11 protein-coding genes are annotated in these 13374 nt (G+C 67.4%); 8 read left to right on the top strand and 3 right to left on the bottom strand.

Features of this window, described 5'->3' with window-relative positions; genetic code table 11:
- Positions 1–18: 18 nt before the first annotated feature.
- A complete protein-coding gene (locus tag ACZ6SF_RS21975; RefSeq protein ID WP_466064012.1) occupies positions 19–1071 on the top strand; it encodes an AraC family transcriptional regulator in 1053 nt (350 codons plus the stop codon).
- Here ACZ6SF_RS21975 and ACZ6SF_RS21970 read toward each other — a convergent pair.
- Both ACZ6SF_RS21970 and ACZ6SF_RS21965 read right to left on the bottom strand, forming a co-directional pair.
- The gene (locus tag ACZ6SF_RS21970) at positions 1065–1856 is read right to left on the bottom strand and encodes a metallophosphoesterase (RefSeq protein ID WP_466064011.1); all 792 of its coding nucleotides are present in this window, start codon (positions 1854–1856) and stop codon (positions 1065–1067) included. The two genes, ACZ6SF_RS21975 and ACZ6SF_RS21970, sit on opposite strands and share 7 nt — an antisense overlap.
- 73 nt (positions 1857–1929) lie before the next feature.
- Positions 1930–2670, bottom strand: a complete 741-nt coding sequence (locus tag ACZ6SF_RS21965) for an RluA family pseudouridine synthase (protein ID WP_466064010.1) — start codon at positions 2668–2670, stop codon at positions 1930–1932.
- Positions 2671–2954: 284 nt separating this feature from the next.
- On the opposite strand from ACZ6SF_RS21965, the gene ACZ6SF_RS21960 reads away from it, so the two are divergent.
- The 5 genes from ACZ6SF_RS21960 to narI are packed head-to-tail and all read left to right on the top strand — an operon-like array spanning position 2955 to position 11022.
- On the top strand, positions 2955–4187 hold the full coding sequence (locus ACZ6SF_RS21960) for an MFS transporter (protein WP_466064009.1): 1233 nt from the start codon (positions 2955–2957) through the stop codon (positions 4185–4187).
- A 22-nt stretch (positions 4188–4209) separates the two neighbouring features.
- Complete coding sequence (locus ACZ6SF_RS21955) at positions 4210–7905, top strand: nitrate reductase subunit alpha (protein WP_466064008.1); 3696 nt, start codon at positions 4210–4212, stop codon at positions 7903–7905.
- Complete coding sequence (gene narH, locus ACZ6SF_RS21950) at positions 7905–9584, top strand: nitrate reductase subunit beta (RefSeq protein ID WP_466064007.1); 1680 nt, start codon at positions 7905–7907, stop codon at positions 9582–9584. The genes ACZ6SF_RS21955 and narH overlap by 1 nt, the downstream gene beginning before the upstream one ends.
- Entirely contained in the window at positions 9581–10264 is a 684-nt protein-coding gene (gene narJ, locus ACZ6SF_RS21945) for a nitrate reductase molybdenum cofactor assembly chaperone (protein ID WP_466064006.1), read from the top strand. The genes narH and narJ overlap by 4 nt, the downstream gene beginning before the upstream one ends.
- The gene (narI, locus tag ACZ6SF_RS21940) at positions 10261–11022 is read left to right on the top strand and encodes a respiratory nitrate reductase subunit gamma (RefSeq protein WP_466064005.1); all 762 of its coding nucleotides are present in this window, start codon (positions 10261–10263) and stop codon (positions 11020–11022) included. Before narJ ends, narI begins: the two co-directional genes overlap by 4 nt.
- Before the next feature lie 97 nt (positions 11023–11119).
- On the opposite strand, the gene ACZ6SF_RS21935 is transcribed toward narI, so the two are convergent.
- Positions 11120–11440, bottom strand: a complete 321-nt coding sequence (locus ACZ6SF_RS21935) for a hypothetical protein (RefSeq protein ID WP_466064004.1) — start codon at positions 11438–11440, stop codon at positions 11120–11122.
- Positions 11441–11644: 204 nt separating this feature from the next.
- On the opposite strand from ACZ6SF_RS21935, the gene ACZ6SF_RS21930 reads away from it, so the two are divergent.
- Together ACZ6SF_RS21930 and ACZ6SF_RS21925 are read left to right on the top strand one after the other, a co-directional pair.
- The gene (locus ACZ6SF_RS21930) at positions 11645–12505 is read left to right on the top strand and encodes a DUF5919 domain-containing protein (RefSeq protein ID WP_466064003.1); all 861 of its coding nucleotides are present in this window, start codon (positions 11645–11647) and stop codon (positions 12503–12505) included.
- A complete protein-coding gene (locus ACZ6SF_RS21925) occupies positions 12502–13311 on the top strand; it encodes an inositol monophosphatase family protein (RefSeq protein WP_466064002.1) in 810 nt (269 codons plus the stop codon). The genes ACZ6SF_RS21930 and ACZ6SF_RS21925 overlap by 4 nt, the downstream gene beginning before the upstream one ends.
- Positions 13312–13374: the final 63 nt, after the last annotated feature.

Here is a 13374-nt window from a genome sequence, read left to right as displayed (position 1 = left end):
TTCGGCCATAATGACGTCATGGTGCAGCGTCCGTCGATCCGGGACTGGGATTTCCCGCGTGGTGTCGCCAGCGTCGCGCTCATGGCCGGCTACGGGGCCGAACACGGGGTCCCGGTGGCGGCGCTGCTGCGCGGTACCGAGCTCACCGAGCCCCGCCTGCACGATCCCGACACCCAGATCGACGCGCATACCGAACTCACCGTGGTGCGCAACCTGGTGCACGAACTCGACCGGCCCGGTATGGGTATCGAGATCGGCCGCCGCTACCGCATCACCACCTTCGGAATCTTCGGTTTCGCCTGCGTCAGCAGTCCCACCCTCGCCGAGGCCATCGATTTCGCGCTGCGCTACCTGGAACTGAGCTTCACCTTCTGCCTCCCGGTGACCCAGTGGGAGGAGGGCGAGTTCATCGGCCGCATCGACGACCGGGCCGTCCCCGCCGACGTCCGGCAGTTCCTGGTGGAACGCGATGTCACCGCCATGCACCAGGTGATGAGCGATCTGCTGGGGCGCCACCTCGCGCTGCTGCGGGCCGAATTCACCTTTCCCGAACCGTCCTACGCCGACCTCATCGCCGAGGTCACCGTGGCGACCCCGCGATTCGGGCGGCCGGAGAACCTGGTCGCGATCGATCCCGCGATCCTCGATCAGCCGCTTCCACAGGCCAACGAGCACACGCTCGCCATCTGTCTGGCCCAATGCCGCGATCTGGTGCACCGGCGCCGGGCCCGCACCGGGATCGCCGCCGAGGTGCGGGCGCGGCTGGTGCCGCGCGGCGGTACCGACGGTCTCACCGCGCCGCCGGGTATCGATGCCGTGGCCGCCGACCTGAATATGAGCACCCGGACCCTGCGCCGCCACCTCGACGCCGCCGGCACCAGTTACCGCGCGCTACTGGACGAGGTGCGCCGGGCCCTGGCGGAGGAGATGCTGACCGCCACCCCGCTCTCGGTCAGCGATGTGGCGATCCGGCTCGGGTACGCGGAGGCGTCGACATTCATCTACGCGTTCAAACGCTGGACCGGCGGCACCCCGGCCGCCTACCGGCGCACCCGGGCGGGCCGTTATTGACCGCCGCTCAGAGCGGGGTCGGCGATCCAGCCGCCCATCGGCACACTCCGGAAATGCGTGATGAGGCGGTGGTCGTCATCGATCACGTGCAGCGCGATCGCCGGATCCGGCGCGTAGTCCATTACCCGCTCCGGGGGCGCGAGCTCCCATTCGCCGCCCAGTACCGACGCGGTACTCGGGCCGATCAGCAGCGGCCGGCCGCCGAAGGTCCCGGCGCCCGAGGTATGCGCGTGCCCGGTGACGGTCGCGATCACCCGTGGGTCACCGGCGACCACCGCCGCCAGCCGTTCCGGTTCGTCCAGGGCGATGGGATCGACGATCGGGCTGTGCAGGAAGACCGGCGGATGATGCAGGGCGATGAGTACGGCGTCGTGCCCGGGGGTCGCGGCCAGCGTTTCGCCGAGCCAGTCGTAGGTCCGGTCGGTCAGGTGCCCGCCCGACTGCCCGGGCACGCTGGAATCGAGCAGGATCACACTGAGACCCGCCATCCGGTGCACCTGGTTCAACGGTTCGTCCGAGGGCGGCGCGGAGAGCAGCACCTCCCGGAACGCGGCACGTTCGTCGTGGTTACCGGGAATGGCCAGTACCGGCAGATCGGCCTGCAGTGCCATCCTCGCCTCGGCGTACTGCTCGGGTTTACCCGAATCGGTGATGTCACCGGTCACCAGGATCAGATCGGGCCGCCGCCGCAGATCCGCGAGATAGGCCATGACCCGTTGCGCGCGTTCGGCGTTACGGGTCCCGAGGTCGAAATGGGTATCGCTGACCTGAGCCACCAGGATCACAGTGCCAGCTTAGGGCAGACGGACGGGCGGGTGGCCGCCGGTATGACCGAGGCCACCCGCCGTCTCGCCCGGATCAGTCCGGCAGCGTGCGGGGCGGGTGGGGCAGGGGCGCCCAGAAGCCGTCGTCGGGGGGCGCCTCGAGGTCCAGGCGGCCGTCCGGGCGCCAGTCGGCGGTGAGCCGCAACCGCCAGGAGTGCAGATAAGTGCGCGGGTGGGCGCCGGACCGGTCGAACAGGGGGTCGCCCAGGATCTCGTGGCCGATCCAGGCCAGGTGCACCCGCAATTGATGGCGGCGGCCGCTGCGCGGGTGCAGGGCCAGCACGGTGAGATCGGGGTGGCGGTCGACCACGGCGAACTCCGTGCGCGAGGGGTAGTTCTTGGTGTTCAGCAGATCGGACTCGGCGACCGACCAGTGGTCCCCGGTGCGGTGGATGGCCTCGCGCGGGGCGGCGATCCGGACCCGGTTCTTACGCCCCACGCTCAGCGGCAGGTCGATCGTGCCGTGGTCGGGCAACGGCGTCTCGCCGGCCGCGACGACGGCCAGATACGTCTTGTGCGCCGTCTGCTTGGTGAACTGGCGGGTGAGCCGGCCGTGCGCGGGCAACTGTTTGGCCAGCAGCACCGAACCCGAGGTGACCTTGTCGATCCGATGCACGGGGTACAGGGTCTCGCCGGTGGCTTCGGCGGCGGTCACGATATCGATATCGTGCCGTTCCCCGGTGACCGAGATCCCGGCGGGTTTGTTCAGCGCCAGGATCGCCTCGTCCTCCTCGATTCGGCAGCGTTCGCGCAGAGCGGGCCAGTCGATATCCACCGGTCGAGCCTAATGAACCCCGCGCTACCGGAGTCGTACCCGTGGACCGCGAAACACCCGGAAACCCGGATGGCCGCCCACTCCACCACCGTGGGGGCACAATGACGTCGGTACGGCTACCGGCCGGATGAGGTTTCGGACCGCCGGTGGGCCGGTGATATCGCTACACGGGGGCCGGTGTGTGACCGTCCGGCCGCGCGAGACCGAAGGCACGCCTGTCGGACCGGTTGTCGTGGGTTCCGGCGGGCGCCGACGCCATACCGGACCTACTCCCTGGAGTGATGGTGGCCGCTTCGACTCCGCTGAACACCGCCGCGACCGGTGAGCGCGTCGCGGTGGGCGGCCGCACCCTGATGCTGATCGTGGCCACCGTGGGTTTCGCGCTGAACTTCTGGGCGTGGGCGCTGCTCAGCCCGCTGGCGCCGCGGCTGCGCGAAGAGCTGGGTCTCAACTCGTTCCAGGAGTCGCTGGTCGTCGCGGTGCCGGTGATCGTGGGCTCGCTCGGTCGGATTCCGGTCGGGGCGCTCACCGATCGCTACGGCGGGCGGCTGATGTTCCCGGTGATCTCGATCATCACCGTGCTCCCGGTGCTGTTCCTCGGCCTGGTCGGCCATTCGGCACTGGCCGCCCTGCTGATCGGCGGGTTCTTCCTGGGGCTGGGCGGCACGGTCTTCGCGGTGGGGGTGCCGTTCGTGAGCGCCTGGTTCCCGCCGGAGAAGCAGGGTCTGGCGATCGGTATCTACGGCATGGGTATGGGCGGTACCGCCATCAGCGCGCTGAGCACCGTGCCGCTGGTGGACGCGGGAGATACCGCGACACCGTTCCTGCTGTGCGCGGCGGCGCTGGCGGTCTACGCGATCGTCTCCTGGCTGCTACTGCGCGACGCACCGGGTCGCACCCCGCCCGCCGAATCGATGACGGCCCGCCTGGCCCAGACCGTGCGGCTACCGGCGACCTGGGCGGCCTCGGCGCTCTACGCGGTGGCGTTCGGCGGATTCGTGGCGTTCTCGGTGTATCTGCCGTCCTATCTGCGTACCGCCTACGACCTCTCGCAGACCGACGCGGCCAACCGGATGGCCGGATTCGTGCTGCTGGCGGTGGTCATGCGGCCGATCGGCGGGTGGCTCGCCGACCGCTTCGGCGCTCCGCTGGTGCTCGCCGTGACCCTGGCCGTCGTGGTGGTGGGCGCCGTCGTGCAGTCCGCCACTCCCGCTCTGATGCCGATCGGCACCATCGCCTTCCTCGCCATGGCCGCGGCACTGGGCGCGGGCAGCGGCGCCACCTTCGCGCTGGTCGCGTTGATCGCCCCGCCGGGCAAGGTCGGCGCGGTGACCGGTTTCGTCGGCGCCGCCGGTGGTCTGGGCGGTTTCGTGCCGCCGCTGGTGATGGGCGCGATCTACGAGACCACCGCCGATTACGGGCCCGGTCTGCTGGCGCTGGCCGTGGTGGCGCTGGCCGCGCTGGTGTTCACCCTCACCGTGGTACGCCGCGAGGTCGCCCGGAGACGAACCCGATAGCCCGAACGCAGAAGGAGGACCGATGTCGCATGCCCGCCACGGCTCCGGCGGCCCGCGGCTGGACGACGAGCTGACCGACGCCCTGGTGGGTACCCGCCGGTTCTTCACCCGCGCCGAGATCTCGCCGGACCGGCGGGCGATGTACGAACAGGGCGGGCGGCAGGCCGACGAGTTCTACCGGGACCGCTGGAGTCACGACAAGGTGGTGCGGTCCACGCACGGAGTCAACTGCACCGGATCGTGCTCGTGGAAGATCTACGTCAAGGACGGGATCATCACCTGGGAGGCCCAGCAGACCGACTATCCGTCGGTGGGCCCGGACAAACCCGAGTACGAACCGCGCGGGTGCCCGCGCGGCGCGGCCTTCTCCTGGTACACCTATTCGCCCACCCGGGTGCGGTACCCGTACGTCCGGGGCGTGCTGCTGCGGATGTACCGCGAGGCCAAGGCGGCCACCGGCGACCCGGTGCGCGCCTGGGCGTCGATCGTGGAGGATCCGGAATCGGCCGCGCGGTACAAATCGGCGCGCGGTAAGGGCGGTTTGGTCCGCGCCACCTGGGACGAGGCGACCGAGATGATCGCCGCCGCCCATGTGCACACCATCGCCCGCTACGGCCCCGACCGGATCGCGGGTTTCTCACCGATCCCGGCGATGTCGATGGTCTCGCATGCCTCCGGGTCCCGGTTCGTCTCGCTGCTGGGCGGGGCGATGCTGTCGTTCTACGACTGGTACGCCGATCTGCCGGTGGCCTCGCCGCAGGTGTTCGGCGACCAGACCGACGTCCCGGAATCCGGAGACTGGTGGGACGCCGGCTATCTGATCATGTGGGGCTCCAATCTGCCGGTGACCCGCACCCCCGACGCGCACTGGATGGCCGAGGCCCGTTACCGGGGGCAGAAGGTCGTCGCGGTGTCGCCGGACTACGCCGACAATGTGAAATTCGCCGACGAATGGCTGGCCCCCCATCCGGGGACCGACGGCGCGCTGGCCATGGCGATGGGGCATGTGGTGCTGCGGGAGTTCTTCGTCGAACGTGAGGTCCCGTATTTCGGCAGCTATGTCCGCCAGTTCACGGATCTGCCGTTCCTGGTGCGGATGGAGAAGTCCGAAGCGGGGTACGTCCCGGGCAAATTCCTGACCGCCGCCGATATCGAGGAGTTCGCCGGCGTCGAGAACGCCGCCTTCAAAACGGTTCTGCTGGACGCCGACGGCGCCGCCGTGGTCCCCAACGGTTCACTCGGCCATCGGTACGGCGAAACCGGTATGGGCAGCTGGAATCTCGACCTCGACGGTGTGCGGCCCCGGCTGACGATGCTCGGCGGCGACGTGGTCTCCGTCGTGCTGCCGCGCTTCGACAACCCGGTCGGCGACGATGTGACCGTCGAGCGCGGCGTACCTGTGCGCAGCGTGCACGGACATCTGGTGACCACCGTTTTCGATCTGCTGCTGGCCCAGTACGGGGTGCGGCGCGACGGTCTGCCGGGGATCTGGCCGCTGGACTACGACGACCCCTCGCAGCCGTGCACTCCCGCCTGGCAGGAGTCGATCACCGGCGTGCCGGCGGCGACCGCGCTGCGGATCGCCCGGGAGTTCGCGGCCAATGCCGAGGACAGCCACGGGCGTTCGATGATCGTGATGGGCGCCGGTACCAACCACTGGTTCCATTCCGACACCATTTACCGGGCCTTCCTCACCCTGACCACCCTCACCGGCTGCCAGGGCGTGAACGGAGGCGGGTGGGCGCACTACGTGGGCCAGGAGAAATGCCGTCCGATCACCGGATGGACCCAGCTGGCCTCCGCGCTGGACTGGTCGCGCCCGGCCCGCCAGATGATCCAGACCGCGTACTGGTACCTGCATTCCGACCAGTTCCGCTACGACTGGTTCGGCGCCGATAAACTCTCCGCCGCGCGGACCGGGGGGCGGTTGGCCGGTATGACCACCGCCGATGTCATCGCGCAGGCCGCCCGGCTGGGCTGGATGCCCTCCTATCCGACCTTCGACCGCAACCCGCTCGACCTCACCGAGGCCGCCGAGGCCGCGGGCGGATCGCTGGCCGGATACGTGGTGTCGGAGTTGCGCGCGGGCCGGATGCGTTTCGCCTGCGAGGATCCCGACGCCCCGGAGAACTTCCCCCGTGTGCTCAGTGTGTGGCGGGCCAACCTGCTGGGGTCCTCGGCCAAGGGCAACGAGTACTTCCTGGAGCATCTGCTGGGCACCGAATCGTCGCTGCGGGCCGCGCAGACCCCGGCGGGCGCGCGCCCCCGCGACGTGGTGTGGCGGCCCGACGCCCCGCGCGGCAAACTCGATCTGCTGCTCACCCTGGATTTCCGGATGACCAGCACCACCCTGTTCTCCGATATCGTGCTGCCCGCCGCGACCTGGTACGAGAAACACGACCTGAACACCACCGATATGCACCCGTTCGTGCATTCGTTCAATCCGGCCATCGCCCCGCCCTGGCAGACCCGCAGCGACTGGGACGCCTTCCAGGCCATCGCCGAGAAGTTCAGCGAACTGGCCGGGCCGCGCCTGGGCGTGCGCAAGGACGTGGTCGCGGTGCCCCTGCTGCACGACACCCCCGACGAGCTGGCCACCCCGCACGGCCGGGTGCTCGACTGGAAACACGGCGACGCCGAACCGATCCCGGGCCTGACCATGCCGAAACTGGTGGTGGTGGAACGCGATTACGGTGCGGTCGCGGCCAAGATGCGTGCCCTCGGACCGCTCGCGGAGAAACTCGGCGCCACCACCAAGGGCGTTACCTTCGATCTCGGCCCCGAAGTCGAGTACCTGCGGCACAAGAACGGCACCGAACGCGGCGGCCCGGCCGACGGGCGCCCGTCGCTGCGGCGCGGGATCCAGGCCTGCGAGGCCGTTCTGGCGCTGTCGGGTACCACCAACGGCCGCCTGGCCACCGAGGGTTTCCGGGAGCTGGAACAGCGCACGGGTGTGCGACTGGCGGATCTGGCCGCCGAACACGAGGGCAAACGCATCACCTTCGCCGATACCCAGGCCGCGCCGGTTCCGGTGATCACCTCGCCGGAGTGGTCGGGATCGGAGACCGGCGGTCGCCGCTATTCGCCGTTCACCATCAATATCGAACGCCGCAAGCCCTGGCACACCCTCACCGGCCGTCAGCACTTCTACCTGGACCACGACTGGATGGCCGAACTGGGCGAGGGTCTGCCCGTGTACCGTCCGCCGCTGAACATGGCCGCGCTCTTCGGTGAGCCGCTGCTCGGCTCCACCGGCGAACTCGGGGTCACCGTCCGCTATCTCACCCCGCACAGCAAATGGTCCATCCACTCCGAATACCAGGACAACCTGTTCATGCTGAGCCTGTCCCGGGGTGGGCCGACGATCTGGATATCGCCGCGCGACGCGGCGACGATCGGGGTCGCCGACAACGAATGGATGGAGGCGGTCAACCGCAACGGGGTGGTGGTGGCCCGCGCGGTGGTCTCGCACCGGATGCCCGCCGGCACCGTGTACATGTACCACGCCCAGGACCGCCTGATCGATGTGCCGATCAGCGAGACCTCCGGTAAACGCGGCGGTATCCACAATTCGCTGACCCGGTTGCTCATCAAACCCAGCCACTTGATCGGCGGTTACGCCCAGCTCAGTTTCGCGTTCAACTATCTCGGCCCGACCGGTAATCAACGCGACGAGGTGACCGTGATCCGCCGTCGCAGCCAGGAGGTGACCTACTGATGCGTGTGATGGCACAGATGGCGATGGTGATGAACCTCGACAAATGCATCGGCTGCCATACCTGTTCGGTCACCTGCAAACAGGCGTGGACGAACCGGTCCGGTGTCGAATACGTGTGGTTCAACAATGTGGAGACCCGGCCCGGCCAGGGCTATCCGCGCACCTATGAGGACCAGGAGAAATGGCGCGGCGGCTGGGTCCGCAACCGGAAGGGCCGGCTCGAACTGAAGGGCGGCGGCCGGCTGCGCAAATTGTTCACGATATTCAGTAACCCGATCCTGCCCGCGCTGAGCGACTACTACGAGCCCTGGACCTACGACTACGAGAATCTCACCACCGCGCCCGCTCAGCGCCATACTCCGGTGGCCCGGCCGAAATCGCTCATCACCGGCAAGGATACGAAAATCGAGTGGTCGGCGAACTGGGACGACGATCTCGGCGGGGCACCCGAATTCGGCGATCGCGACCCACTGCTGGGCAAACTCGCCGAGAAGGTGCGCTTCGAATTCGAGCAGACCTTCATGTTCTACCTCCCCCGTATCTGTGAACACTGCCTGAATCCGTCCTGCGCCGCGTCGTGTCCCTCGGGCGCGATCTACAAGCGCAGTGAGGATGGAATAGTGCTGGTGGACCAGGACCGCTGCCGGGGCTGGCGGATGTGCGTCTCCGGCTGCCCGTACAAGAAGGTCTATTTCAACCACCGAACCGGCAAGGCCGAGAAATGCACGTTCTGTTTCCCGCGGGTGGAGGTCGGATTGCCGACCGTCTGCGCCGAGACCTGCGTGGGCCGGCTGCGCTATATCGGACTGGTCCTCTACGACGCCGACAAGGTGCTGGCGGCCGCGTCCACACCGGATGAACAGAACCTCTATGAGGCGCAGCGCGAGGTTTTCCTCGACCCCGCCGATCCGGAGGTGCGGCGAGAGGCCGAGCGGGCCGGTATCCCGTGGGATTGGGTGGAGGCGGCGGGCCGTTCGCCGATCTATTCGCTGATCAACACCTATAAGGTGGCGCTGCCGCTGCATCCGGAATACCGCACCATGCCCATGGTCTGGTACATCCCGCCGCTGTCGCCGGTGGTGGATATCGTCCGCGATACCGGGCACGACGCGGAGGATTACGGCAACCTCTTCGCCGCGATCGAGGCGCTGCGAATTCCGGTGGACTATCTCGCGCAACTGTTCACCGCCGGGGATCCCGGCCCGGTGACCGCGGTACTGCGGCGGCTGGCCGCCATGCGCAGTTATATGCGCGATATCAACCTGGGCCGGGAACCGCAGGAAACGATCGCGGCGGCCGCCGGAATGACCGGGGAACAGATCTACGATATGTTCCGGATGCTCGCGCTGGCCAAATACGATGAGCGCTATGTGATCCCGCCCGCGCACACCGAATCGGCGCACGGACTGGAAGAGCTCGCCACCGAATGCAGCCTGGACTACGCGGGCGGTCCGGGAATGACCGGATCCGGACCGTTCGGGGAGAGTTCGGGCGGGGTCTCGCCCATCGCGGTGGAGAACTTCCGGATGCTGCGCAACCGGCAGACCGCCGATACCGCGACCAGCGTCGGCGGGCGCGGCCGGGTGAACCTGCTCAACTGGGACGGAAAGGTCCCCGACGGGCTGTTCCCGCCGGAGGGGCCCGGTCCGGAAACCGGCGCCGAGGAGCCGCCGCGATGAGGGCGGCCGGGCGGAAGGCCCTCGATCCGGCCACCCGCGCCGCCGCCTGGCAGGTGCAATCGCTGCTACTCGGCTATCCGGACGAATCGCTGCGGCGCACCATGGATCTGCTGGGCGCGGTATCGGCGACCCTGCCGCCGCCGGTCGGGGCGCCGCTCACCCGTTTCCTGGGCCATGTGCGCACCCGGTCGGTATTCGAACTCGCCGCCGAATATGTGGCGACCTTCGATCACCACAAGAAGTTCAGCCCGTACCTTACCTATTTCGCCTACGGCGATACCCGCAAACGCGGTGTCGCCCTGCTGCGTTTCAAACAGGCCTACCGCGACGCCGGGATGAAACTCTCCGAGGAGGAACTACCCGATCATCTGTCGGTGGTGCTCGAGTTCGCCGCCTCGGGGCAGGCCGAAACCGGGTTACGCCTGCTCACCGAGCATCGTGCCGGTCTGGAAGTGATGCGCCGGGGTCTGCTCGACGCCGGATCGCCCTGGGCGGACGTGCTCGAATCGGTCACCGCGACCCTGCCCGCCCTGGCGGGCCCGGAATCGGACGCCGTGGCCCGGCTCATCGCCGAAGGCCCACCGGAGGAGGCGGTCGGCCTGGCGCCCTTCACCCCAGCGCAGGACCTTCCCGACCCGGTCGTGGGCCGGCCTCGCGTGGATATCGAGGAGGTGCGGTGAACTCGCTGTCGGCGGCCGCGGGCGAGGACCTCACCGCGTTCGACATCCTGCTGTGGGTCGCCCTGCCCTACGCGTCCATCGCGGTATTCCTGGTGGGCCACTACTGGCGCTACCGCTACGACAAGTTCGGGTGGACCACCCGTTCCTCGCAGCTCTACGAGAACCGGCTGCTGCGGCTGGGCAGCCCGCTGTTCCACTACGGGATCCTGCTGGTGATCCTCGGCCATATCGTCGGCCTGCTGATCCCCGAGGGCTGGACCGAGGGCATCGGCATCAACCATTCCGTCTACCACGCGGCATCGACCATCCTCGGGATACTGGCCGGCGTCGCCACCCTCGCGGGCGCCGCGATCCTGATCTACCGCCGCCGCACCGTCGGCCCCGTCTTCTCCGCGACCACCGGAAACGACAAGATCATGTACGTCCTGCTGATCGGCACCCTGCTCCTGGGTTTCGGCACCACCGTGGTCAACAACGCGAACAACCATCCGCACGACTACCGGGAGACGGTATCCCCGTGGTTCCGCTCCATCCTGTCCTTCCGCCCCGATACCGATCTGATCCTGGCCGCCCCCCTCGGTTTCCAGCTCCACGCGATCGCCGCCTGGCTCCTGTTCGCGTTCTGGCCGTTCACCCGGCTGGTGCATGTCTTCTCCATGCCGATCGGGTATCTCACCCGGCCCTACATCGTCTACCGGAGCCGGGACCGGGAGCTGGGGTCGCGACCGGAGCGGCGGGGGTGGGAGCGGGTGCGTTAGCCGCTCCCACCGGACCCTCGTCATTTTCCAGGCCTGGCCAGAAAGCCGGTGAGAAGTACCAACCCGAGTGCCATGACAGTCAGCGGAAGATCCCACATCATCGGACCTCGCTGCCGGAATTCGGGTTCGGCCAGCGGTAGCCGAATGGGTAGACCTGCACCGGAGTGATGAGGACGGCGAGATCGGTAATCAGAGTGCGGATCATCTCTGCATGTTCGAACCCCGGCACCACGACCGCTTCAGCGTCGTGCTCATGTAGGTGTTGGGCAATGATCAAACCCGAGATCAACGGCCCGGTGTCGGCGAAGACCGTGTAAACGAGCCGATAGCCCTGTTTCTCCGCGATGGTGGGCAAAGAGGATGCACTGCCGCGCAGATCCCTCCGGATATAGCCGATCGCCCTCGGCTGTGGTTTCATGACAGCTCCCCTGCAGGTTCTGTGGCCGTTTGAATTGGCTGACACCCACCGCCGGGGAAATGAGTTCGACTCGACGGCGGGGCCGGAATCGAGAATCGCTGGAAGGCGGGGACCTTCGCGTCGCCACCGATGTCTCTCTTGCAGCGCGGTGGTATCTTCTGTGTCTCTTCTGGAGTGGGTGACCGTCGAACCCGGGGTGTGGAGATGTCTACTGTCCTGAAAGCGCTTCTGCAGCAGCGTCATATTCAGACGCTCTCGGCGTTCAACCGGGAGTACGACAGGCACGCGAAGAGGATCGACTCGACGCTTGTCGGGTGCGGTCCGAAGAAGGCGCAGTTCTACCGCTGGCTATCAGGGGAGATCACCGGACTGCCGTACCCACATCACTGCCGCATTTTGCAGGCGATGTTCCCGGAGCGTCCGGTCGAAGAGCTGTTCGGCCCGCAGGACGCGGCGAGCGATAGTATCCCGACGGGCGGGCGCCGACCCGTGGATCAACCGGATTTGCAACAGGCACGGCATCGCACCGCTGATGTCGAATCGGTATTCCCGAGCCGGATCGCGTTCACTCGGGAGATATCGCCGCAGCAACTGTTCGAGGGCGCCGAAACAATCGATATCGTCGGTATCTCGCTGAACATGCTGTCCCAGCAGTACTCGGAGCGCGAAGTCATCCGACTGCTCGAATCCGGTACCACATTGAGGTGCCTCTTCTTGGACCCCGAAGGGGAGGAGACGCCGCGACGTGAAGCGGAGGAAGGACAAGAGCCGGGTGCTTTATCCGGGCTCACGGCACTGAACATCGGGGTTTTGCGGCGGATCAACGAGAATTCGAGCTGTGCCGGACCGGGCAGGCTGCGGATACGCACCTATGACGAAACCGCTCGATTCAATATCGTCATTGTCGACGCGTCTCTCTTGGTCGTGCAGCCCTACCTGCCGATGACTCGTGGGCTGGATTCGCCCACCTTCGTTGCGCGGAAGTCTGAGGAAACCGGAATCTTCGATACATTTGCCGGTGTATTCGAGGGTATGTGGTCGCGAGGAAGGGAGGTTCGAGCATGACCGAGCTTGCCGGTCTACTCGCCGTTGCTCGCGATGCGGCGGCTTCGGGGGCGGCACTGCTGTCGAACGCGATGCCGGGCGCGGTGTATGCGAAGGACGATCGCGATTTCGTTTCCGAATTGGATCTCGAGATCCAGCGGACTGTCCAGGAACAGCTCCACGCGGCTACGCCCCGGATCGGATTCCTCGGAGAGGAAGCGGGTACGGGTAGCCCGGCCGATCCAGAGGACGATCAGGTGTGGATCCTCGACCCCATAGATGGGACCTCGAACTTCGTTCACGGCATTCCGCTGTGTGCTGTTTCGCTTGCGTTGGTTCGCGGCGGGCGGCCGAGGGTAGGCGTCATCAGCGCTCCCCTCCTCGGGCTGGAGTACTACGCCGCCGAGGGCGGCGGCGCGTACGTAAATGGCAAACCACTCGCGGTGGGCAGGGCCGGACACATCGGCGAGGCGATCGTCTCGATCGGTGATTACGCGGTCGGGGCCGACGCGGCCCTCGCGAATCAGGACCGGTTCGCGCTCACCCGGCGTCTCGCTGCGGATGCCGAACGGATCCGGATGTTCGGTTCCGCCGCATTCGACCTGGCCTGGGTGGCCGAAGGCCGGACGGACGGCTGCGTAATCCTGTCCAACAAGCCGTGGGATATGGCAGCTGGTGTGGTGATCGCCCGTGAGAGCGGAGCGGTGGTCACCGACTCCGATGGCACGGACCACAGTATCCGGGCTCGCCATACAGTCGCCGCGAACCCGGCCATCTCGAGAGCGTTGGTACGGCTGGTTGCCGAGTCGGTCGACCTGGGTGTGTGACCGGCTTCGAGTTCAGGTTTGCGTAATGATGCAACACCGCTCCGGGCAACGCGCGATGACGTA

This window comes from Nocardia sp. NPDC049935, from assembly GCF_055586645.1.
Note: the sequence above shows the minus strand (reverse complement) of the source record. Positions and strands in the feature narration are given on the sequence as shown.